Below are 22,695 nucleotides of genomic sequence, written 5' to 3' on the forward strand. Positions count from 1 at the left end.
AGGAAATTCTAACCCATCGCGAAAAAGGCCGTTTGCCGGCGCCACCATCGGAAAGACGCCTTCGCGCGTCTCTTTTCGACGCAAATCCGCCTATTTGCGCGCTTTTCGCCGACCGCCCGGCCGGTCGGTCTCGTCCGAAGCCGGAGAAGCGGTCCTTTGCGGCTATCATTGATGCTTTCGCCCTGAGAAACCGCAGCTTCGGCCTGCCTGACGATTTCCCGCATGAAACATCCCGACTACCTGAAGAAAGTGCTGACCGCGCGCGTCTACGATGTCGCGCGTGAAAGCGAGCTCGAGCCCGCCCGCAGTCTGTCCGCGCGGCTGCGCAACTCCGTCTATCTGAAGCGCGAGGACAACCAGCCGGTGTTCTCGTTCAAGATTCGCGGCGCGTATAACAAGATGGCGAATCTCCCCGCCGACGTGCTCGCGCGCGGCGTGATTACGGCGTCGGCGGGCAATCACGCGCAGGGCGTGGCGCTGTCGGCGGCGCGTCTGGGCTGCCGCGCGGTCATCGCGGTGCCCACGACCACGCCGCAGGTCAAGATCGACGCGATTCGCGCGCACGGCGGGCCGACGGTCGAAGTGGTGCTGGCGGGCGAATCGTATAGCGATGCCTACGCGCGCGCCGTCGAGTTGCAGGAAGAACGCGGCCTGACCTTCGTGCATCCGTTCGACGATCCGGACGTGATCGCCGGCCAAGGCACCGTCGCGATGGAAATCCTGCGCCAGCATCAGGGCCCGATTCACGCGATCTTCGTGCCGATCGGCGGCGGCGGACTGGCGGCGGGCGTCGCGGCGTATGTGAAGTCGGTGCGCCCGGAAATCGGGGTTATCGGCGTGCAGACCGAGGATTCCTGCGCGATGGCGCGCTCCATCAAGGCGGGCGAACGCGTGACGCTGACCGAAGTCGGCCTGTTCTCGGACGGCACCGCGGTGAAGCTCGTCGGTGAGGAAACGTTCCGCCTGTGCAGCGAACTGCTGGACGAAGTACTGACCGTCGACACGGACGCGCTTTGCGCCGCGATCAAGGACGTCTTCCAGGACACGCGCAGCGTGCTCGAGCCCGCCGGATCGCTGGCGGTGGCGGGCGCGAAGCTGTATGCGGAGCGCGAGGGCATCGAAGGAAAAACGCTGATCGCCGTGACCTCGGGCGCGAACATGAATTTCGACCGCATGCGTTTCGTTGCCGAGCGCGCGGAGGTCGGCGAGGCGCGCGAAGCCGTGTTCGCCGTGACGATTCCCGAGGAGCGCGGCAGCTTCAGGCGATTCTGCGAGCTCGTCGGCGACCGCAGCGTGACCGAGTTCAACTACCGCATCGCGGATGCGCAAGCCGCGCATATCTTCGTCGGCGTGCAGATCAAGTCGCGCGTGGAAACGGCGCAGATGATGTCGGCGTTCATCGAGCATGGCTTCGCGACCGTCGATCTGTCGCACGACGAGCTTTCGAAGCAGCACATTCGATACATGGTGGGCGGTCATTCGCCGCTCGCGCACGACGAACGGCTGCTGCGCTTCGAATTTCCGGAACGGCCGGGCGCGCTGATGAAGTTCCTTTCGTCGATGGCGCCGGACTGGAACATCAGCCTGTTCCACTATCGGAATCAGGGCGCGGATTACAGTTCGATTCTCGTGGGCATTCAAGTGCCGCAGTCGGACAACGCGGAGTTCGAGCGCTTCCTCGCGACGCTGGGCTACCCGTGGTGGGACGAGGGCGCGAATCCGGTGTACAAGCTGTTTCTCGCGTAAAGGCGCAAGCCGATGGCTTTCACGCTCGAAGACAAGCTCGTCGTCGCGATTTCGTCGCGTGCGCTCTTCGACTTCGAAGAAGAGAATCGCGTCTACGAAACCGGTGATCTCCCGCGCTACGAGGCCCTGCAACGCACGCGGCTGGATACCCCTGCGAAGCCGGGTGTTGCGTTCGGCCTCATTCGCAAGCTGCTCGCGCTGAACGCGCACGAGCAGCGCGTCGAAGTGGTGATCCTGTCGCGCAGCGATCCGATCAGCGGGCTGCGGGCGTTTCATTCGTGCCGAGAGCATGGCCTCATGATCGAGCGCGGCGTGTTCACGCGCGGCCGCTCGCCGTTTGCGTACTTGAAACCGCTGCGGGCGTCGCTATTTCTGTCTGCCAATCCCGACGATGTGCGCGACGCGCTCGCCGCGGGTTTTCCGGCGGCGCGTGTGCTGCCTGAAACGCCGCGCGCCGCGAGCCGTTATGCTGACGAGATTCGCATTGCGTTCGATGGTGACGCCGTGCTCTTCTCCGACGAAGCCGAGCGCGTGTTTCAGGCCGATGGCTTATCGGCGTTCGTCGGCCATGAGATCGACAAGAAGGATTTGCCGCTGCCGGGCGGGCCGCTGAAGCCGCTGCTGGCTGCGCTGAACAAGCTGCAACGCATCGCCGACGACAACGAGAAGGCGTCGTCGATGCACATCCGCACCGCGCTCGTCACGGCGCGCTCCGCTCCCGCGCATGAACGCGCGATCCGGACGCTGATGGCGTGGGACATCGAAATCGACGAAGCGATGTTCCTGGGCGGACTCGACAAGGGCGAATTCCTGCGCGAATTCGAACCCGACTTTTTCTTCGACGACCAAATCCGCCACTGCGAATCGGCCCGCGTCGTGACAGCGACCGGACACGTTCTCAGCGGCATAGCGAACGCATCATGACACCCGACCAATCTCCGCTCGGCAAGGCCGTCAACTATACGGAACAGTACGATTCTTCCCTGCTCTTTCCGATCGATCGCAAGCGTGCGCGCGATGCCATCGGCGTGCCGGCGCGGCTGCCGTTCTTCGGCACCGATATCTGGAACGCTTATGAATTGTCGTGGCTGAACCGGAATGGCAAGCCGCAGATTGCAGTGGCAACGTTTTTCGTGCCGGCGGAATCGCCGAATATCGTGGAATCCAAGTCGTTCAAGCTGTATCTGGGCTCGTTTGCGCAGACGCGATTCGATTCCATCGATGACGTGCGATCCGCCATCAAGCACGATGTCTCCGCAGTGTGCGGCGCGACGGTTTCGGTGCAACTCACGGCGCCTGCGGACTTCGGCAAGCTCTCGATGGAAGAGTTCGATGGCTTGTCGCTGGACCGGCTCGATCTCGACTGCGATGTTTATGCGCCGGATGCGTCGTTGCTCAAGGCATCGCACGACGAAGCGCCGATCGACGAGACGCTGTTTTCAAACCTGCTGAAGTCGAATTGTCCGGTGACGGGACAACCGGATTGGGGCAGCGTGCAGATTCGCTATTACGGCGGACAGATCGATCACGCGGGATTGCTGCGGTATATCGTGTCTTATCGCGAGCACACGGGCTTTCATGAGCAATGCGTCGAGCGCATTTTCATGGACATTATGCGGGAATGTAAGCCGGAAAGGCTTGCGGTTTATGCGCGCTATACGAGGCGAGGAGGACTGGACATCAATCCTTTCCGGACGAATTTCAATTTGCCGATGCCGGATAATGCGCGGTTGGGGAGGCAGTAATTGGTCTGTGAGAGCGGGGACGCCCGGGCGCGTTTCTGCTTTCATCCAATCGCATCGCGCTGAGTGAACACTTGTTAGCCGCCTTCCTCCAATGACTGCGAAACGCGGCCTTGCCCACCGAGGACAAAGCCGCCCTGATAATTTGCCCTCAGCCTTCCGCCTTCTTATAAGCCACGCAATCCACCTCGACCTTGCAATCGATCACCATCGACGACACGACACAAGCCCGCGCCGGCGGATTCGCGCCAAAATACTCCTTGAACACTTTGTTGAACGAAGCAAAATCGCGCGGATCATCCAGCCACACGCCGCAGCGCACGACATGCTCCGTGCCGTACCCCGCCTCCTCCAGAATCGCGATGACGTTCTGAATCGCCTTGTGCGATTGCTCGACGATACCGCCATTGATCACCTCGCCATCCTGCATCGGCGTCTGTCCCGACACGAAGAGCCAGCCATCGGCTTCGACCGCGCGTGCGAACGGCATATGCGCGCCGCCTTGTCCCTTGCCGCCTTCCACGCCATAACGCTTCATCATTCCACTCCTTTTCTCACGCAATAAATTCTCAGAACGCGCCGGCCGCATCCACTTTCGATGCGGCACCCCGCGCCACGAAACGTCCCGCGCGCGCGCCCGTCACGGCCTGCTCGCGATACGTCAATACGCCATTCACCCACACCGCGTCGATGCCGTCGGCCGCCTGCTGCGGCTTCGCGAACGTCGCGGCATCGCGCACGCGCTCGGGATCGAACACGACCAGATCCGCGTGATATCCCACCTTCACTTCGCCACGCTCGCTCAAGCCGTAGCGCCGCGCCGACAAGCTCGTCATCTTGCGCACCGCCTCCTCGAGCGATATCAACGCCGTATCGCGCGCATAGTGGCCGAGCACGCGCGGAAACGCGCCCCACAAGCGCGGATGCGGCAGCGGATCGTTCGGCAAGCCATCGGAGCCGATCATCGTCGCGGGATGCGACAGGATGCGCCTCACGTCGTCCTCCGACATGTTGTGATACACCGCGCCGGCCGGTTGCAGGCGCTTCGCCGCTTCCTGCTGGCTCACGTTCCACTCGGCCGCCACTTCGCCGATCAGCTTTCCCGCCATCTCCGGATGCGGCTCGGACCACGTAATCGTGATGTCGATATCGCCCGTCACCTGCTTGAGATCGAGCGTCGATGAACTGCGGTCATACGGGTAACAATCGCAGCCGACCGGCTGTCCGCCGCGCACCGTCTCCAGCGACTTCAGCACTTCCACGCTGCGTCCCCAGTTCGACGGCCCCGCGCACTTCAGATGCGAAATCACCACCGGCACGCTCGCATGACGGCCGACGCCGTACGCTTCGTTCATCGCATCGAGGATCGCGTCGAACTCGGTTCGCATGTGCGTCGTATAGAGCGCGCCCGCACGGCCGAGCGGCTCAGCCAGCGCCTGCACTTCCTCGGGCGGCGCGTTGAAGGCCGATCCATACGCCAGCCCGCTCGACAGCCCCAGCGCGCCGTTATCGAGCGCTTCTTCGAGCTGCACGCGCATGCCGGCGATTTCATCGGCGGTTGCAGCGCGGTCCAGCCGGTCCATGTGATTGTTTCTCAGCGCCGTATGGCCGATCAGCGCGCCGACGTTCACCGAAGGACGCGCGCCGTTCACCGCATCGACGTAAGCGGCGAAGGTCGGATACTGAAACGCCGATGCATCGCCGAGCAGGTTCATCGGGTCGGGCGGGTCGCCCTTCAGCGTCACCGGCGACGCACTGATCCCGCAATTGCCCACGATCACCGTCGTCACGCCCTGCGTGATCTTCGGCATCATCTGCGGCGAGCGGATGACGTGCGTGTCGTCGTGCGTGTGAACGTCGATGAACCCGGGCGCGAGCACCTTGCCTTGCGCGTCGAACACGTCGGCGGCGGTCCAATCGGACAGACCGCCCGGCTCGGCCATCGCAACGATGCGTCCGTCGCGCACCGCGACATCGCGTTCGACGGCGGGCGCGCCCGTGCCGTCGATCACACGCGCGCCGACGATCAGCGTATCGGGCTTCTCCATGGTCGCCATGATCAATCTCCCAAAGGTTGACGCTCGCCGCCGCCGCGATGCGCGTCGAGCGCGTGCTTCATGCGGCGCAGCAGCTCGCGGCTGCGGTCGGCCTGCTTGACGGCCAGTTCGGTGACGAGCAGATCCAGCGCCATCATCATCGCGTAGCGGGACGACGACGGCTTGTAGATGAAATCCGTTTCTATCGCGATGACCGGAATCAGCCAGTCCGCGAGCGCGCCCAGCGGCGACGCCGGCGCGGTCAGCGCAATCACGCGCGCGCCGTACTCGCGCGCAAGCCGGCAGCTTTCCAGCATTTCGGGCGTCTGCCCGGTCACGGACAGCGCGACGACCACCTGATCCTTCGACAGCGTCGCGGCCACCATGCGCTGCAACAGTCCGTCCTGATACGACGCCACCGGGCGCCCGAGCCGCACGAGCCGGAAGCGCATCTCGTCGGCAAGCGCCGTCGAGCCGCCGCCCATGCCGAACACGTAGACCATCGACGCGGCCGCGAGCGCGTCGGCGGCCTCGGCGATCGGCGCGGCACGCAGCGCGCCCTGGTTCTGCGCAAGCGTCGCCTGCACTTCGTCGAAGATGCGCGCGGCAAGCGAAGCGGGCGCGGCGTCGCCATCGTCGGCGTCGCCTTTCAGGAAGCGCTGGCCGACCGCCGCCGCCTGCGCGAGCCGCAGTTTCAGTTCGCGCACGTCCTCGCAGCCGACGGCCTTCGCGAAGCGCGTCACCGTGGCGATGCTGACCTCGGCCTTGTCCGCGAGCGCACCGATGCTCGCCCGCGACGCGCCCGTGAGATCGTCGAGAATCAGCGCGGCGACCTTGCGTTCGGCGCTGCGCAATTCAGGCGCGCGCTCCGCGATGCGGGCGACGATATCGAAACTGAGCGGATCGGCGTGGCCGTTCATCGTGCGGGTCGGGTTTACGCTGTGTGCGTGTTACTAAATAACATTTCCATCGCCGATGCTACTTTGGGTACCATAGTGCCGTCAACCGCAGCGTCATTAAGCATCGACAGAAATGCATTCAAACGCACGATGGAGCAGCATCACATGAAAGTTACAAACTATCAGAACGCGACGATCGACCCGTTCGGCAAGGGTCTCGGCATGGTGCCGGGCACGGGCATCCAGTTGAAGGACGCGGGGCGTCTGCAATGGAACCTGCTCGAAGAAGAAGTGAGTCTGCCCGCCGCCGTGCTTTATGCGGAGCGCATCGAGCACAACCTCGAGTGGATGCAGGCGTTCGTCGGTGAATACGGCGTGAAACTGGCGCCGCACGGCAAGACGACGATGGCCCCGCAGCTCTTTCGCCGCCAGCTCGACACCGGCGCGTGGGGCATCACGCTCGCCACGGCGCATCAGGTGCGCGCGGCGTATCGCGGGGGCGTGCATCGCGTGCTGATGGCGAACCAGCTCGTCGGCAAGCGCAACATGGGCATGATCGCGGAGTTGCTGACCGACCCGGACTTCGAGTTCTTCTGTCTGGTCGATTCAGCCGATGGCGTCGATCAACTCGGCGCGTTTTTCAGCGACGTTCGCAAGAAGCTGAACGTGCTGGTCGAACTCGGCGTGCCGGGCGGGCGCACCGGCGTGCGCGACGATGCGCAGCGCGAAGCCGTGCTCGCTGCGATCGCGCGCTGGCCGGACACCATCGAACTCGCGGGCGTCGAACTGTACGAGGGCGTGCTGCAGGACGAATCGAAGGTGCGCGAGTTCCTGAAAAGCGCCGTCGATGTCACGCGCACGCTGAGCGCGGAAGGCAAGATCGCGCGCAAGCCGGCGATTCTGTCCGGCGCGGGATCGGCATGGTACGACGTCGTCGCCGATGAATTCGCCAAGGCGAACAGCGACGCGATCGAAGTCGTGCTGCGGCCGGGCTGTTATCTGACGCACGACGTCGGCATCTACAAGAAGGCGCAGAACGAAATCTTCGCGCGCAATCCCATCGCCAGGAAGATGGGCCAGGGGCTTAAGCCAGCCCTTCAGTTGTGGGCCTATGTGCAGTCCATTCCGGAGCCGGATCGCGCGATCATCGGTCTCGGCAAGCGCGATTCGGCGTTCGATGCGGGCATGCCGGAGCCGGCGAAGCACTATCGTCCGGGCAACGACGCGCCGCGCGATGTATCGGCGGACGAAGGCTGGGAAGTGTTCGGCCTCATGGATCAGCACGCGTATCTGCGCATCAAGCCGCGCGACGACGTGAAAGTGGGCGACATGATCGCGTTCGACATCTCGCACCCGTGCCTCACCTTCGACAAGTGGCGTCAGGTGCTCGTCGTCGACGCGAAGTATCGCGTGACCGAGGTCATCGAAACGTTCTTCTAGGCCTTGTCGTCGATGGCCGCCGACGCGTTCGATGCGGCCACGTCCTGAATGCGCGCTTCGAGCATGTGAAGCGCGCTGGACAGCGCTTCGATGGCGTCGTCGGGCATCGCGGCCATCGTGTCGTGCAGAAACGCGTTGCGGCGCGGCAGACCTTGCTCCGTCGCCGCGCGGCCCTGCGCCGTCAGCGCAACGTTCGACACGCGGTTGTCCCGGGCATCCACGCTGCGTACGATCCACCCGAGCGCTTCCAGCGTTTTCAATTGCCGCGTCAACGCGCCGGGATCGACGCGCAGACGCTCCACCAGCATTTTTTGCGACACCACGCCCGCGTGTTCGTGCAACGCGAGGAGGATGCGCCAGCGCGGCATCGGCTGTCCCACTGCCGACTCGAACGCCGACATGAACGCGCGATACGTGCGTCCGAACTGTTGCACCACGGCGATACGATCCTGTTCGTTCATGCTCGTGCCTTCCTCGATCTTCATTCGGCGAGAATGACCGGTTCCTGCGGGCCTTTCAAGCGCACGGGCGGCACGCGGCGCGATTGCCACACCGAGAGCACCGCGACCACCGCCGCCACCGCGAGTCCGATGTGGATGGCCGCGACGAGCGCCTCGCGCGCGGCTTCGAGGAGCATCGCGCCGTCGTGGCCGGCTGCCGTCAACTGCGCGAGCACGGTCCGCTGGCCTTCCTGGTTGATGAGAATCTGCGGATCGGAGAGATCGGCGAGCCAGTGCGTCGCGCGATCCTTCGTCAGCGCGAGCTCGACGCCGCTCGCATACAGGTGGCTCACGAGCGTGCCCGTCAGCGCGGTGCCGATCATCCCGCCGATCATGCGCAGCGATTGCAGCAGCGCCGTCGCGATGCCGAGATGCTGGCGTCCCGCCGTCTGCTGCGCGAACACCGTGAGGTTCGGCATGACGAAGCCGAGCCCTAGGCCGCCGAGCAGCATGAAGACGAGGAGCAGCGCGCGCGGCATCGCATGTGTGGCGACGACCACGCCGAGGCACGATACGACGAGCAGGCTGAAGCCGACATAGAGCATCGGATTCGCGTTCGACAGGCGCGTGACGATCCGTCCATTGAGAATGCTGCCGATGGTGATGAACACGACGAGCGGCGTGATCATCATGCCCGCGTCCTTCGGCGACATGCCGAATCCGCCCTGGAACAACAGCGGCGCGTAAAAGAGCAGCGAGAACATGGTGAAGCCGCCCATGATCGCGAGCGTGAAGAGCGCGGCGAGGCTCGGATTGCGAAACATGTCGATCGGCAGGATCGCGTAGCTGCAACGCAATTCCCATTTCCAGAGCGCGTACGCCGCGATCACGCTTGCGGCGAGCAAGGTCAGCGTTTCGACGCCGAGCCCATGCTTCGGCAGCAATTCGACGAATAGTTGCAGCGCGCCGAGCGCAACGGCGATCAGCGCCGCGCCCGGCCAGTCGAGGCGCATCTTTCCTTCGTGCGCCACGTGCCGGAGATGCGGCAGAAAACGCCACACGAAGAATAGCGATAACACGCCGACCGGCAGGTTGACGTAGAAGACGGACCGCCAGCCCGTGTATTGCGTGAGAAAGCCGCCGAGCGACGGGCCGACCGCGTTCGCGATGCCGAAAGCCGAACTCATCAGCACTTGCCAGCGCAGGCGCACGACGTTATCCGGGAACAGGTCGGCGATGCACGCGAACGCAGTGCCGACAAGCATGCCCCCGCCGATGCCCTGCAAGCCGCGCGCGAGCACGAGGAACATCATGCTGTTGGCGAGCCCGCACAGCACCGACGCGACCGTGAACACCACGATCGACGCGATCACGAAAGGCTTGCGGCCGTAGTAGTCACCGAGCCGCCCGAAAATCGGCACGGTGATGACGGATGTCAGAAGATAAGAAGTGGCGACCCACGCATAAAGGTCGAAGCCCCTCAGTTCGGCGACGATAGTGGGCAGCGCCGTGCCGACCACGGTCTGGTCGAGCGCAACGAGCATCGTGACGAACGAGACGCCGAGCATCGCCATGAGCGATTCGCGGAACGGCAAGACCTGCCCGCTCGAATGATGCGCGGCTGTATGAACGGCCATTTTTTGTAGGCGCAATTGTTGACTAGTCAACGGAAAATGAATCATAGCACGGGGCTGCGCTCTAAGCTTCGTGGTCAACTTCTCATTTCGAAACCAGAAACACGCATGGAACCGACGCCGATCATCACATCGCCACTTACTCCCGAGGACTTCGCCGCCCTCTCCCGCGCGAAGGAAGCGCTCGAAAGTCCGTCGCTGACGATGAAGCTCGCGAGCGTCATCGGCGCGCCGATCGAAAAACTGATGGGCCGCCTGCCCAACGCGGCGCAGGAGAAAATCGACGAAGCCACGCAGGTCGCGCTCAAGAAATGCCTCCAGATCGCGCTGCGCACGCTCGGCAAGGGCTCGTCGGCCGGATCGCTTCTCGCGCCGCCGCCCGACAAGCCAAGCAATCTGCTGCACAAGCTCGCCGTCGCGACAACCGGCGCGGCAGGCGGCGCGTTCGGGCTGTTCGCGCTGCCGGTCGAGCTGCCGGTCACGACGACGCTGATGTTTCGCTCCATCTGCGACATCGCCCGCAGCGAAGGCGAAGACGTGCATCGTGTCGACACGCAACTGCAATGCTTGATGGTGCTCGGCATGGGCGGCACGCGTAAGGACGACGACAACGCCGACCTGGGCTACTTCATCGTGCGAGGGGCGCTGGCGCAGTCGGTGTCGCGTGCGACGAGCGAAATTTCGGCGAAGGGGCTGGCCGGACACGGTTCTACGGCGCTGCTCAAATTCCTGCAGACGATCGCTTCGCGTTTCTCGGTGCAGGTGAGCGAGCAGGTGGCCGCGAAGTCCGTGCCGGCAATCGGCGCGGTGCTCGGCGCGATGGTGAACACCGTTTTCATCGACCACTTTCAGCAGATGGCGCACGGACACTTCACCGTTCGGCGGCTGGAACGGCAGTACGGGACGGCGGCGGTCGAGCGCGCGTATCAGACCATCGAGGTGATGGGCGGACGGTGAATTCCCGCCGATGCAGTTGCCGGCACCGATGTCACGGCGTCGATGAACCGCGCGGCCTGCGACAGCGCCTCGCGCGCCTCGGGCATGAACGGCGCCCAGATCTGGAAGATGTGCGGCACATTGCGCCAGATTCGCAGGTCGACGTGCACGCCTGCTTTGCGCGCTTTATCCGCGGCGCGAGTTGAGTCGTCGAGCAGGAGTTCTGTGTCGGCGACGTGGATCAGGAGGGGCGGCAAGCCTTCGAAAGCGCCGAACAACGGCGAGGCGTACGGGTGTCTCGCGTCGGCTTCGCCCAGATATTGCGCTGCGACCTTCGGGAACACTGCCGCATGGAACATGGGATCGCGGCCTTCGTTCGCCTGCATCGATGCGCCGCTGCATGTCAGGTCCGTCCACGGCGAGAAGAGCACGATGCCGGCCGGCAGGGCATCGCCGGCGTCGCGGAGCGCAAGTGCGGTCGCGAGCGCAAGGCCGCCGCCGGCCGAATCGCCTGCGATGACGATCGATCGCGGCGCGATCTCATCTCCGACGAGCGCGCGGTACGCGGCGATGGCGTCATCGACTGCGGCCGGAAAGCGATGTTCGGGCGCGAGGCGGTAATCGACCGAAAGGACGTCCGCATGCGCGCGCACGGCAAGCCCGAAGCTGATCGCGCGGTGGCTGCGCGGCGAGCAGAAATAATAGCCGCCGCCGTGAAGATAGAGGATCGTGCTGCGCGGCTCGGCTGTGCGGAGCCATTCGCCGTCGCTTCGGATCTCGAGATGGTGACTCTTGGGCACGCCCGGCGACCAGATGCGGCGCGAGGTGTAGGCCCGCGCGCGATCGACGTCGAGCATCGGCTTTGCCGTCTCCGGACGCATGCGACGCCGCACCGCCCAGCACGCCAGCGCACTTTGCCAACTCATCTCAGTTGGACGGCATCACCTGACCGCGAAGCTCGCCGGTCGGGTTCTCCTGTGTGTGAATGTTGAAGTACCACTGGCCGGCCATGAGGTCGGTCACCTGTTGCTCGGTGAGCGTGGCCTGCCCTTTCATTGGGCTGGACAGCGCGCGTTTGTCGACCGGCACCTGCACCTTGGCGTTCTGGCCGACCGGCGCTGGGCCGTGGAAATGGGCCATGCTGACCGGGCCGGATAACTCGGCGTAGGTGGCGGTCCAGGTGAGTTGGCGAGTTTGCGTGTCGAATGTGGCGTCCAGCAGGCCGTGGCCTTTGCTCACGCGTGGCGGGACTTCGCTTGAAGGTTGCAGATTCGCCTTGAGCGCGACGACGTCGGCACGAGCAACGGTCGATGCCGCGAGCGCCAGGACGATGGCAGCGATGCGATGGACACGTGGTCTGCATGTCGAGAGCATTTTTCGTCCTCCGTTTTGTTGCTGGCAGACGCTCAGGCGGCGTCGGCTGCATCGTCATGGTAGTGCATTCGGATATCTGACGCTTCCTTGGCTTCCTCCATTGACGACGGACGAAAAAAGGGCGCCTTGCGGCGCCCTTTCCTTGCTACATAGCTACAACTGCGTACTGCTCAGCCCGCTCTAGAAGCGGTGACGGATACCCGTCGTCACGAGAACCTGACGGTTGCTCGAGGAGGTCGGAACGCCGCTGATGCCGGCGTTCGGCATCACGCCTTCCGGCAGACCGCTGGCGATCTGCATCACGCCTTCAGCGTAGATGTCGGTACGCTTCGACAGAGCGTAATCCGTCTGCAAGCCGAACTGGTGGAAGCGGACGCGGGTCGAATCGCCCGTACCCAGATCGGTCATCTTGGCGTTCGTGAACGTGTAAGCAGCGCCCAACGAGAGTGCCGGCGTCAAAGCATAACGACCGTTAACTTCGTAGTTGTTGATGATGTTCGAACCAACGTTGGAGTAGTAGCTATCCTGACGGGTTTGCGTCCACAGCGCGCCGAAAGTAACAGCGCCGATCGAGTAGCTACCGCCTGCACCGAAGGTGCGCTGGCGATCGATGCCAGCATACGCGATTTCGCTACGGTCGAAGTTAGGCACGTCAACCGTAACGCCCGTGATCGCGCTGCCGTAGTTGCCGCCGTTGTTGTGCAGGTTCGCTTGCATGTATGCAGCGCCCAGCTTCAGGCCAGCATTCGCATAACCAGCACCGAGGCTGTACGCACGGTTAGCTGCGAAGCTGCCAGCTGCATTCGAGAATGCGTACAGGCCGCTGAACGTCAGGCCAGCGTAGTTCGCGCTTTGGAACTTGATGGAGTTGTTCTCACGGAACAGATCGCCGTTCAGATTGTCCAGGTTGCCCGGATGTGCGAAGAACGTGCCGCCCCACGAGCCCGTTGCGCTGATCGGGCCGAGGTAGTCGGTAACGGAATCCGTCTGATGGCCGAGCGTGACGGTGCCTGCGTTGGTCGACAGACCAACGTAAGCTTGGCGACCGAAGCCGCTACCGCCCAGGCTGCCGCCGTTAGCCACGTCGAAGCCGCTTTCCAGCGTGAAGATCGCCTTCATGCCGCCGCCCAGATCCTCAGCGCCACGCAGGCCCCAACGGCTCATGTTGACGTTGCCGCCACGCATGTTCCACTGGCTGTCCTTGTAGTGGTCTGCGTTGTCCCCAGCGTAGACATTGTTCACATACGTGAAGCCGGCATCGACCAAGCCATACAGCGTAACGCTGCTCTGCGCGCTCGCGGCAGTTGCGAACGATGCGGCGACGGCCGCTACAATCAGAGTCTTTTTCATGTGTATTCCTTTGAAAGAGTCGTATGACTCGATAGGGTTGCTCGCGGCGTCTCGACATGTTCGGGATCACGTCCCGCTGTATGCCATCCACCGTTATTCGGCAGCCCAAAGTGTATGGCTCCCCTTTTTGCCGCCACCACCCCAAAGGCACACAAAAATCTTTTCGAACAATTCGAAAAATCGAATTTCAATATGAGTTAACGCTTAAACGTCTTGCACTTACCGAAGTACCGAAATGTTGCCTCAACCGGTCTTTCTCACCCTTAGTTGCGGACATGCGACAGTGGTCTGATAGCCACACGCTGTGATAGTCAGACTTCTCCGATTACTCCGTCCTGCAGGACCGCATACCATCGCGCACGCGAGAGCGGCGCTTCCTCACCGCTCGCCCGACTAAGGAAACGAGCACCTGCCTATCGCTCGAAGTTTTTCTGAGCCATGAATCAATTGCAAGCGATGCGCGTCTTTCTCAAAGTCGCCGAAACCGGATCTTTCGGCCGCGCCGCCGCGGCGCTCGATCTCTCCAACGCGGTAGTCACCCGCTACGTCTCACTGCTCGAAACTCATCTGAACACGCGCCTGCTGAACCGCACGACGCGCAGCGTGTCTCTCACAGAGGCCGGAAGAGCCTATGCCGACGGCTGCCGCGCGGTGATCGAACAGGTCGAGACAATTGAAGCAACAGTAGCGAACAGTTCCGTCGATCCGTCCGGAACACTCAAGCTCGTCGCATCCGCATCGTTCTCGTTGCTGGAACTAACCCCGATGCTGCGCGCGTTTCGCGATCGCTATCCGAGCGTCAAGCTGCGGCTGACGCTGCTGCACCGCCCGGTCGACCTCGTCGATGAAGGTTTCGATGCCGGCATCGTCGTGCCGCATCTCGTCAATAGCGGCACACTCATCAATCGTCCGTTGTTCAAGGTTGCGGCGGCGCTCGTCGCATCGCCGGAATATCTGGCGAAGCGCGGCGTGCCCACGCGGCCCGCCATGCTGACGAAGCACGACTTCCTCGCGCCATCGACCGACATTCACAGTTCCACGTGGACGTTCATCGGATCGTCAGGAGAACACGAGGATGTGTTGCTCGATCCCGCCTATACAGTGAACAGTTCGCCGATGCTGCGCCAGGCCGCAGTATCCGGAATGGGCATTGCCGTGCTGCCGGAGAGCTACGTGGCGCAGGACATCGAAGCCGGTGCGCTGGTGCGCCTCTTGCCGGGCTATTCGATCGATGATGCGGACAAGCAAGTGTCCATCGTCTATCCCGGCCGACGGCACGTCTCGGCCAAGACGCGCTCTTTCGTGGATTTTGCGCTCGCGTATTTTCGCGATCGCGCGCCCGCCGAAGCGGGCATCGTCGTCAAGCCGGAATAATCAGCGGGCCGAAGTGCGCGACGCGATTCGCGTTGCGCTCTCCCGCGTCACGCGATGGCCGCGCACTGCGCCTCGATGCGCTCCAGCAATTCCGTGCATCGCGCGATCAATGCGCGGCCCTCGCGCCGCCTGACATCGGGGCTCTTCTCCGGCAGATCGCGACGGAATGCTTCGAGTGCATCCAGCAATGGCCGATACTGCAGCACGCTCGCCGCTCCGAACACGCGATGATGCCAGTCGCGCAAGTGGTCGACCGTGCCGTGCTCGAGCAGTTCTTCGAGCGCGGACAGGTCATCGCGGAAAGACGAAACGAACGCATCGAGCAGCGCCTTGACGGTCGTTTCACTGCCCCACAGTTGCGCCATGCCGCTGATATCGAGCGCATCGGTGGCGTCGCTCCCTTGTGACAACGCGTTCTGTGCTTGCGCGCGGTGCCTGTGCTGCCGGCGCTCCGGCGTCTTCCAGCGATTCAGATGCTCGCGCAGCGTGGCGAGGCGCGTGGGCTTGATGAGGCAGTCGTCCATGCCGGCTTCGCGGCACCGCGTCTGCTCGCTCGAACACGTGCTCGCGGTGATGGCGAGAATCGGCAAGCGACGCGACGTGCCTTTCTCCTTCGCCCGTACGCGGCGCGCGAGTTCGTAGCCGGTCATGTTCGGCATGTGGCAATCAGTAATCAGAAAGCCGTAGCGCGTCGTTTCGAGCGCCGCGAGCGCCTCGGCGCCATCGTGCACGACATCGCACGCGAAGCCGAGCAAGGAGAGCTGATGCCGGATCAACTCCTGATTCACCGGATGATCTTCCGCCACCAGCACCAGCCGGCCGCTGCGCAGCGCCTGCTCGCGGCGGGGCGCTTCCAGCTTCGCGTCCTGGCCGAGCGTCGCGTTGACGGCGACTTGCGGCATGCCCGTCAGCGCGGCGACGCACGCCGCCCCGAGTCCCCGCCATGAAAGCGGATTCACGCTCACGCGAATGCCGTCTTCGAGAATCCGATAGCCGGTTAGCTTCGGCTTCTCCGTGACGTGGATCGCTCGCAAACCGAGCGGCAGGCGAACATTGCGCGTGTCGCTGAAGAAGACGAGATCGACGCCGTCGAATGTATCGAGCGAATGCAGGCGCGGATGGTCGGGCTCGATCCGCTCGAGGTTCAGGCCGAGCGCGTGGCCGAAGTTGAGCAGCGCGATTGCGACGAAGTCGTCGTCGACCGCAACGATGCCGTGCCTGCCGCGCAGCCCCTCCATCTGATACTGCTGCGTTTCGACGGGCATCGTGAGACGCACCGTCATCGACGTGCCGACGCCGAGTGCGCTCTGCAGCCTCAGCGTGCCGCCCATCAACGCGACGAGCCTGTTGCAGATCGTGAGTCCGAGCCCGGTGCCGCCGAAGCGCCGGGTTGTCGACGTCTCCGCCTGCACGAAGGGCTCGAAGAGCTTGTCCTGCGCTGCGGGATCGATGCCGATGCCGGTATCGGTCACACACAGTTCGATGACTTGTTCAGACGCGCGGCGTTCGACCGCGCGAACCTCGAGTGTCACCTCGCCCCTGATGGTGAACTTGATGGCGTTGCTCAGCAGATTGAAGAGAATCTGACGCAGGCGCACGCTGTCGCTGCGAAGGCTCGCCGCCACTTCGGGAGCGACATCGACACGCACACGCAAGCCCTTCTCGTGCGCGCGCCCCGCGAGCAGCCCGACAGCATTGTCCACCAGTTCGCGCAGGTCGATCGGCGTCGATTCGATCGTGAGCCGCCCCGCCTCGATCTTCGTGTAGTCGAGCAGATCGTCGAGGATTTGCAGCAGCGCGCTCGCCGAATCCTGAATCATGCCAAGCATCTGCGACTGGTCCGGATTCAGGGGCGTGTTCTCGAATACTTCGACGAGGCCGAGCACGCCATTCATCGGCGTGCGGATTTCGTGACTCATCATGGCCAAGAAGTCATCCTTGGCGCGCGACGCCGCTTCCGCCGCGTCCCTTGCGCGCGCAAGTTCTTCGGCACGCGCATGTTCCACGGTCGCATCGGCCCAGTAGCCGCTCCAGACGACCGCGCCGGCGTCGTCTTCCCGACGCGCGACCAGGTCGGCACGAATCCACCGCGTGCCGCCTTTCACGTTGACGCGGAATTCAGTGTGCAAGGGTTGCAGCGTGTGCGACGACGTTTCGATCTCCGCAAGCAGGCGCGCGCTATCTTCGACATGCACGTGATTCAGCACGCTGACCGGACCGTCGGCGAGCGCCGTCACGTCAATCCCGAGCAACTGGCGGGTATCGCCATTGAGATAGGGCAAGCTGTATCGTCCGTTGCTCGAGCGGCGTAACTGAAAGACGACGGCCGGCAAGGACCGCGTGACATCGTGCAACCGTTGTTCGGTGCGGCGCGCGCGCAGTTCGGCATCGCGGATATCGGTGATGTCGATCATCGTGCCGACGATGCCCGCGCGGTCGCCATTGGACGCGGTGAACGCCCCGGTCCAGAAAAGGCCAAATCGCGAGCGGCCGCGATTATCGATGAACTCGGCCTCGATCTCGTGCCGTTCGCCCGTATCGAGCGTCGAGCGGCAGATATCGTTGAGCAGCCGGCTGTTGGCGTCGCCCCACGCGCCGGCCTCCACGCTCGTCCGGCCGATGATGTCCTCGCGCCGCACGCCCAGCGCCTCTTCGAACGCGCGGTTGACGGCGATGTAGCGATTGCTCATGTCCTTGGCGACGAGCGGGTATGGCACGACTTCCATCATCGTCTGCTGGAAGCTGAGTTGAGTCGCGAGTTGCTGCTCGATGACGATGCGCCGGTTCATCTCGCGCTGCAGAAGGACGAACGCGCGCAGCGTCACGCCGAACACGGCGACCACGCCGATGAGCGCGGGCAGCAGGCGAAGCGCGCTGATGTCCCATCCGCAAACCGGTGCCGGAAGATCCGGGCTCGCCGCCATGCACGCCGGGGACAAAAGGGCGAGCAGCAGGAACGAATGACGCGTGAACGACGATTTCAATTTGACTCTCTCAGGAAGACGCGTGCCTCTGCGGCGAGGCCGGGCGGCGTGCAGCCGCGCCGGCGACGTTCGGCTGCGGCTGCGGCATGCGCGGTCATGGCGAGCCATCGAGAATCTCTCGACGGACATCGTGTGAGTCTGAGCGCCCACGCATCGGAGGAAAATCAGACACCTCTCAAATACGCCTTAAGTCGCTCTGAAAAAACGCGGTCGTCAGCGCGTCTAGACGAGGCCGACCTGCCGCAGATATTCGATGAGCTCGGTCTCCGTTTCGAGGCCGAGCTTGCGCATCCCGCTGCGCCTCTGCGTGGCGATCGTCTTGCTGCTTCTGCCAAAGCGCTTGGCGATGTCGTGAATCAGAAGGCCGCTCGCGTAAAGCCGGAAGACTTCCCATTCGCGCCTGCTAAGAACGCCTGCGCGCGCCGGAACGCTGTTCGGAAGACGGCTGACTGATTCCGCGGCAGAAGGCGAAAGAAAGCGGCCGCCGTTTCGAGTGATGGCGATGGCTTCATTGAGGCATTGGAGCGGATCGCGTTTATCGATGATTCCATCGATTCCCAGCTGAAGCAGTCCCGCCAGCATGCGGCTATGGGAGATCATCGTGACGACGATGACTTTGGGACGCCTCTCCTGCCACGACAAACGCCGGAGAAATGCAATAGAACTGCTTTCGCCGTCCAGCCCGTTCATGCCGATATCCGCGAAAACGTAATCGCAAGAACAAGAGTCGAGCGCTTCGGCGAGCTGGAGTGTGTTTTCCGCAGTCGCGACGACCTCGATTTCGCCGTCCCTTTCGAGAAACGTCCTTATTCCTTTCACTACTGCGGGATGATCGTCCGCAACGATGGCCTTCAGTGATGCTTTTATTGTCATTTTGTTATTGATATGTTCGTGACCGAGGAAGTCAAAGCCCCCGATTGACCGCGGCGTCTCCACAAAGCGGTCTTCACTGCGACGTGCTGTCTGTGCCTGCTTTAGATAAGATCACTGTCTGCGATAAAGCGATACAAATCCGCGTCCGTTGACAGGTCGAGTTTTCGCATGGCCGCGCATTTCTGTGCGCTGATGGTCTTTACGCTACGAGCCAGGTCTTTCGCGATTTCCGTGACATTGGCGCCGCGTGCATATCGTTCGATAACTTCGAGTTCACGGCCCGTCAACCGTTGACGAATGAAACGCGCACGACTTTCAACATTGGCGACAGCCAGCGTCCGGCGAATGGCCGGACCGAGGTATGTTTCATTCGCGATAGCCGAGACGATGGCGACGTACAGCAGGTCCAGCCGATCCTCTTTGCTGAGGAACGCATGCGCGCCTGCTTCAAGGGCCTGTTTAACGAGCGCGGCGTTATCGGTGCGCGACAACACCACGATGCGGACGTCCGGATAGCAAGCCGTGATGTGCTGAATCAATTCAATGCCGTCGCCATGCTGGCCGCCCGGCATGTAGAAGTCGACGATTGCGACGTCGCATTCATTTTTGGCAAGCGATTCTTCGAGCTCCGTTGAACTAGCGCTCCGGCTAACGACCTCGACGTTAGGAAAGTTCCCAGCGAGCCTTTCAATCGCGAGTACGACAAGCGGGTGGTCGTCCGCGATCGCAAGCCTGATAATTTTGTCGTGCGAGAAGACTTCGCTTCCATTCCCGAATTCCATCGCCTCATACCCCAACGCGTTGTGCAAACTCATATTTGGTTTAGATTCCCGAAATATAAGCATCGGATATTCAAACGTCAAAAGACATAAGATGCATCCGAAATCAAAATGACGCGCCGGTAAACTCAGCCTAGTCCCTGCGCTCTTACAAATGCGAACAAACCCGGGTCATTTCTTACACCCAGCTTATTCATCGCGTCGCGCTTCTGACGACTGATCGTCCGTACATCGCGATCGAGCTCGTTCGCGATCTCGGTGATGGATCGGCCCTTTGCGAAGAGTCTTACGACTTCCATCTCCCTCGGAGATAGTCGCGGCGGCTCAGGCGAGAAATCAATTTCACTGCTCGCCTCGGCCAGCGCCGCCACGAAAGAGGCGCTCACATAACGACGCCCGATTCTGGTATGGCGCACTGCAGCAGGAACAAGCTCGATGGGCTCGGCCTTATTCACCAGGCCAATAGCGCCCGCGTTAAGAATAGACCGAAGTATCGCGACATTGCTGACACTCGTCAGCACGACAATGGTTATATCCGGCCAATCGTGCCTTACCTTGCGAATCAGACGGAGGCCGTCGTTTGCGTTGAGCCCTGGCTCAGGCATGGCGAAGTCAGTGACGAGTACGTCGCAAGGCGTCTTCGCGAGCAGAACAAGCAAGCTGCTCGCATTCGTCGCTTCGCCGACGACCTCCAGTCCATCATCGGCGTCTAAAAGCGCCTTCATCCCGAGCAGTACGAAGGGATGGTCGTCGGCCAACACTACACGAAGCTTCAAAAGTCCCCCGGTGATATCGTTATTTTCTCGATTATCTCGTGGCATCGATGCAGCGGAAGGCGTATTAATCCACCGCTTGCATCGGCATTGTTCATACACCAGGTGACACGATCGGATTTTATATCTAATTAGTCACTCGCGAATTGCCATCACCATTATTGATGACTTTAGACAGGTAATTCACTCCCGCAGCACCGGCATATTCTCTCGAAAATAAGGCGCTAATAACGTGCGAGCTATAGGACAATTCTGATAGACTTAATATATTAACCTGTCTCGCGGCAGCTATTTACGCCTGCCAATCCTTTCTGCGGCGTGCGTCGTCCGAATATTCGAAGCGCATTGCAATAAAAAAATGGGCCTCCAGCCATAAGCCGGAGACCCATTTATCCAGTTCGAACGTTTGTCCGATTTAGAACGGGATATCGTCGTCCATATCGTCGAAGCCGCCACCCGCCGGTGCGGCAGGACGGCTCGCGCCGCCACCCGAACTGCTCGCGCGGCCGCCGGAGCCGGATGCGGCACGTCCGCCGCCGCCCGAACGTTCCATCGGCGCGCTGCGGCTATAGCCGCCATCGTCGCCGCCGCCCGCACCGCCACCGCGCCCGCCGAGCATCTGCATCTGTTCAGCGACGATTTCGGTCGAGTAACGCTCCTGTCCCGATTGGTCCGTCCATTTACGCGTGCGAATGCGCCCTTCGATATAAACCGACGAGCCCTTCTTCAGATACTCGTTGACGATTTCCGCCAGCCGCCCGAAAAACGCTACCCGGTGCCACTCCGTGAGTTCCTTCATCTCGCCGGACGCCTTGTCCTTATAGCGGTCGGTCGTTGCAAGACGAATGTTTGCCACGGCGTCGCCGCTCGGGAGGTAGCGCGTTTCCGGGTCGGCGCCCAGATTGCCTACGAGAATGACCTTGTTGACAGATGCCATGAATTTCTCCGGTTGATTCCTTGCCTACCATCAGCGATACGACGCCTTTCGAGCCGATCAATATCGGCGAATGCTCGAAACGCGCCGCGCTGACTAAATTCGATTAATTAAACTCTCTTCAAGCCGCACGCCCGGCCTTACGGGGCGGCGGCTTCATCCACGCCGCCACGACAAGCCATGCCAGCACCAGCGCCGAACACGCGAAGAAAACCGCGCTCGCCCCGTCCACCTTCAGCAGCCAGCCGCCGATGACTCCGCCGAGCGCAAGGCCGATAGACTGCGTCGTGTTGTAGACGCCGGCCGCCGCTCCTTTGCGCGTGCCCGGCGCGAGCTTCGACACCAGCGACGGCTGCGACGCCTCGAGCACGTTGAACCCCAGGAAGTACACGAACAGAATCGCGGCCACGGACCATAGCGTATGGGGAGCAGCGCCCAATAACAACTGTCCGAACAGGATAAGCCCGATCGCACCCAGCATGACGGCTTTCATCTTCCCGCGCTTTTCGGCGGCGATAATCGCCGGCACCATCATCACGAAAGCGAGCGCCATCACCGGCAAATAGATTTTCCAGTGCGACGCGACCGGCAGGCCGCCCGCCTCCAGAATGCGCGGCACGACGAGAAAGAGCGCGGTCTGCGTCGCGTGCAGCACGAGCACGCCGAAGTTGAGGCGCAGCAACTCGACATTGCGCAGCACTTCGGCAAAAGGCGCCTTGACGTGCACCGGATGCATCGGGGGATCGGGAACGATCCACAGCACCACGCCGATCGCCACGATCGACAGCACGCCGATCACCGTGAAGAGCCCGCTCATGCCGACCCAGTGGAAAACGATCGGCGCACCGACGATCGCCACCGCGAACGACACGCCGATGCTGCCGCCGACCATCGCCATGGCCTTCGTGCGATTTTCCTCGTGCGTCAGGTCCGCGATGAACGCGATCACCGCCGACGATACCGCGCCCATCCCCTGAATCACGCGCCCCGCGATGATCCACGTCATCGAGTGCCCGATGGCCGCGACGAAGCTGCCGAGCGCGAATACCAGCAGGCCGAACGCGATCACCGGCTTGCGCCCGAACTTGTCCGAGATCCAGCCGTAGAAGATATAAAGCATCGACTGCGTGACGCCGTAAGCGCCCAGCGCGATGCCGACGAGCAGTACGTTGTCGCCGCCGGGAATCGTTTTCGCGTAGATGGAAAACACCGGCATGATCATGAAGAGACCGAGCATGCGCAGCGCGAAGATGGCAGCGAGCGACACGGTCGCGCGCAGTTCCGGCGCGCTCAGACGTGTGGACGTGGCAGACGGATTGGACATCAGAAACGGGGAAATGGATGAGTGTCGCGTCTAGCCCGGCCGGCTGGACGCCAGGCG

20 protein-coding genes are annotated in these 22,695 nt (G+C 62.5%); 6 read left to right on the forward strand and 14 right to left on the reverse strand.

Features of this window, described 5'->3' with window-relative positions; genetic code table 11:
- The first annotated feature begins 222 nt into the window (after nucleotides 1-222).
- Genes ilvA through queF form a run of 3 tightly spaced genes read left to right on the forward strand, consistent with a single transcriptional unit; the run spans nucleotide 223 to nucleotide 3,491 of the window.
- Entirely contained in the window at nucleotides 223-1,746 is a 1,524-nt protein-coding gene (ilvA, locus tag P9220_RS02355) for a threonine ammonia-lyase, biosynthetic (protein ID WP_309763398.1), read from the forward strand.
- Nucleotides 1,747-1,758: 12 nt separating this feature from the next.
- On the forward strand, nucleotides 1,759-2,670 hold the full coding sequence (locus P9220_RS02360; RefSeq protein WP_309763399.1) for a 5'-nucleotidase: 912 nt from the start codon (nucleotides 1,759-1,761) through the stop codon (nucleotides 2,668-2,670).
- A complete protein-coding gene (gene queF, locus P9220_RS02365; protein ID WP_309763400.1) occupies nucleotides 2,667-3,491 on the forward strand; it encodes an NADPH-dependent 7-cyano-7-deazaguanine reductase QueF in 825 nt (274 codons plus the stop codon). Before P9220_RS02360 ends, queF begins: the two co-directional genes overlap by 4 nt.
- Nucleotides 3,492-3,639: 148 nt before the next feature.
- Here the strand turns inward: queF and P9220_RS02370 are convergent, their stop codons facing one another.
- From P9220_RS02370 to P9220_RS02380, 3 genes are read right to left on the reverse strand one after another with little or no spacing between them, the layout of a single operon-like run.
- Nucleotides 3,640-4,026 carry a RidA family protein gene (locus tag P9220_RS02370; protein WP_309765352.1) on the reverse strand — a complete coding sequence of 129 codons (387 nt, stop codon included), beginning with the start codon at nucleotides 4,024-4,026 and terminating at the stop codon, nucleotides 3,640-3,642.
- 31 nt (nucleotides 4,027-4,057) lie between these two features.
- Complete coding sequence (locus tag P9220_RS02375) at nucleotides 4,058-5,536, reverse strand: D-aminoacylase (protein WP_309765353.1); 1,479 nt, start codon at nucleotides 5,534-5,536, stop codon at nucleotides 4,058-4,060.
- An 11-nt stretch (nucleotides 5,537-5,547) separates the two neighbouring features.
- Nucleotides 5,548-6,444, reverse strand: coding sequence for a MurR/RpiR family transcriptional regulator (locus tag P9220_RS02380; RefSeq protein WP_309763401.1), 897 nt, complete (start codon nucleotides 6,442-6,444; stop codon nucleotides 5,548-5,550).
- A gap of 144 nt (nucleotides 6,445-6,588) precedes the next feature.
- On the opposite strand from P9220_RS02380, the gene P9220_RS02385 reads away from it, so the two are divergent.
- Complete coding sequence (locus tag P9220_RS02385) at nucleotides 6,589-7,863, forward strand: amino acid deaminase (protein WP_309763402.1); 1,275 nt, start codon at nucleotides 6,589-6,591, stop codon at nucleotides 7,861-7,863.
- Here P9220_RS02385 and P9220_RS02390 read toward each other — a convergent pair.
- Together P9220_RS02390 and P9220_RS02395 are read right to left on the reverse strand one after the other, a co-directional pair.
- Entirely contained in the window at nucleotides 7,860-8,324 is a 465-nt protein-coding gene (locus P9220_RS02390) for a MarR family transcriptional regulator (RefSeq protein ID WP_309763403.1), read from the reverse strand. The genes P9220_RS02385 and P9220_RS02390 overlap by 4 nt on opposite strands.
- Before the next feature lie 20 nt (nucleotides 8,325-8,344).
- Nucleotides 8,345-9,940 (reverse strand): MFS transporter, encoded by a 1,596-nt coding sequence (locus tag P9220_RS02395; protein WP_309763404.1) that lies wholly within the window; start codon nucleotides 9,938-9,940, stop codon nucleotides 8,345-8,347.
- Nucleotides 9,941-10,045: 105 nt separating this feature from the next.
- Here P9220_RS02395 and P9220_RS02400 point away from each other — a divergent pair, with 105 nt between their 5' ends.
- Entirely contained in the window at nucleotides 10,046-10,894 is an 849-nt protein-coding gene (locus P9220_RS02400; RefSeq protein WP_309763405.1) for an EcsC family protein, read from the forward strand.
- Here P9220_RS02400 and P9220_RS02405 read toward each other — a convergent pair.
- The 3 genes from P9220_RS02405 to P9220_RS02415 all read right to left on the reverse strand — a co-directional run bounded on the left by P9220_RS02405 (nucleotide 10,864) and on the right by P9220_RS02415 (nucleotide 13,597).
- Nucleotides 10,864-11,799: an alpha/beta hydrolase gene (locus P9220_RS02405; RefSeq protein WP_309763406.1), complete on the reverse strand. Its 936-nt coding sequence runs from the start codon at nucleotides 11,797-11,799 to the stop codon at nucleotides 10,864-10,866. The two genes, P9220_RS02400 and P9220_RS02405, sit on opposite strands and share 31 nt — an antisense overlap.
- A gap of 1 nt (nucleotide 11,800) precedes the next feature.
- Entirely contained in the window at nucleotides 11,801-12,247 is a 447-nt protein-coding gene (locus P9220_RS02410) for a CHRD domain-containing protein (RefSeq protein WP_309763407.1), read from the reverse strand.
- Between the two features lie 180 nt (nucleotides 12,248-12,427).
- Nucleotides 12,428-13,597 (reverse strand): porin, encoded by a 1,170-nt coding sequence (locus tag P9220_RS02415; protein WP_309763408.1) that lies wholly within the window; start codon nucleotides 13,595-13,597, stop codon nucleotides 12,428-12,430.
- Between the two features lie 438 nt (nucleotides 13,598-14,035).
- Here P9220_RS02415 and P9220_RS02420 point away from each other — a divergent pair, with 438 nt between their 5' ends.
- Nucleotides 14,036-14,971 (forward strand): LysR family transcriptional regulator, encoded by a 936-nt coding sequence (locus tag P9220_RS02420; protein WP_309763409.1) that lies wholly within the window; start codon nucleotides 14,036-14,038, stop codon nucleotides 14,969-14,971.
- Nucleotides 14,972-15,018: 47 nt separating this feature from the next.
- Here P9220_RS02420 and P9220_RS02425 read toward each other — a convergent pair whose 3' ends face one another.
- The 6 genes from P9220_RS02425 to P9220_RS02450 all read right to left on the reverse strand — a co-directional run bounded on the left by P9220_RS02425 (nucleotide 15,019) and on the right by P9220_RS02450 (nucleotide 22,638).
- A complete protein-coding gene (locus P9220_RS02425) occupies nucleotides 15,019-17,955 on the reverse strand; it encodes an ATP-binding protein (RefSeq protein ID WP_309763410.1) in 2,937 nt (978 codons plus the stop codon).
- Nucleotides 17,956-18,177: 222 nt separating this feature from the next.
- Entirely contained in the window at nucleotides 18,178-18,891 is a 714-nt protein-coding gene (locus P9220_RS02430; protein WP_309763411.1) for a response regulator transcription factor, read from the reverse strand.
- Between the two features lie 38 nt (nucleotides 18,892-18,929).
- Entirely contained in the window at nucleotides 18,930-19,643 is a 714-nt protein-coding gene (locus tag P9220_RS02435) for a response regulator transcription factor (protein WP_309763412.1), read from the reverse strand.
- Nucleotides 19,644-19,735: 92 nt separating this feature from the next.
- On the reverse strand, nucleotides 19,736-20,428 hold the full coding sequence (locus P9220_RS02440; RefSeq protein WP_309763413.1) for a response regulator transcription factor: 693 nt from the start codon (nucleotides 20,426-20,428) through the stop codon (nucleotides 19,736-19,738).
- 367 nt (nucleotides 20,429-20,795) lie between these two features.
- Complete coding sequence (locus P9220_RS02445; RefSeq protein ID WP_309763414.1) at nucleotides 20,796-21,317, reverse strand: single-stranded DNA-binding protein; 522 nt, start codon at nucleotides 21,315-21,317, stop codon at nucleotides 20,796-20,798.
- A 118-nt stretch (nucleotides 21,318-21,435) separates the two neighbouring features.
- Nucleotides 21,436-22,638, reverse strand: coding sequence for an MFS transporter (locus P9220_RS02450; protein WP_309763415.1), 1,203 nt, complete (start codon nucleotides 22,636-22,638; stop codon nucleotides 21,436-21,438).
- Nucleotides 22,639-22,695 lie beyond the last annotated feature (57 nt).

The sequence above is a fragment of the Caballeronia sp. LZ016 genome (assembly GCF_031450805.1).
Lineage (GTDB): Bacteria > Pseudomonadota > Gammaproteobacteria > Burkholderiales > Burkholderiaceae > Caballeronia.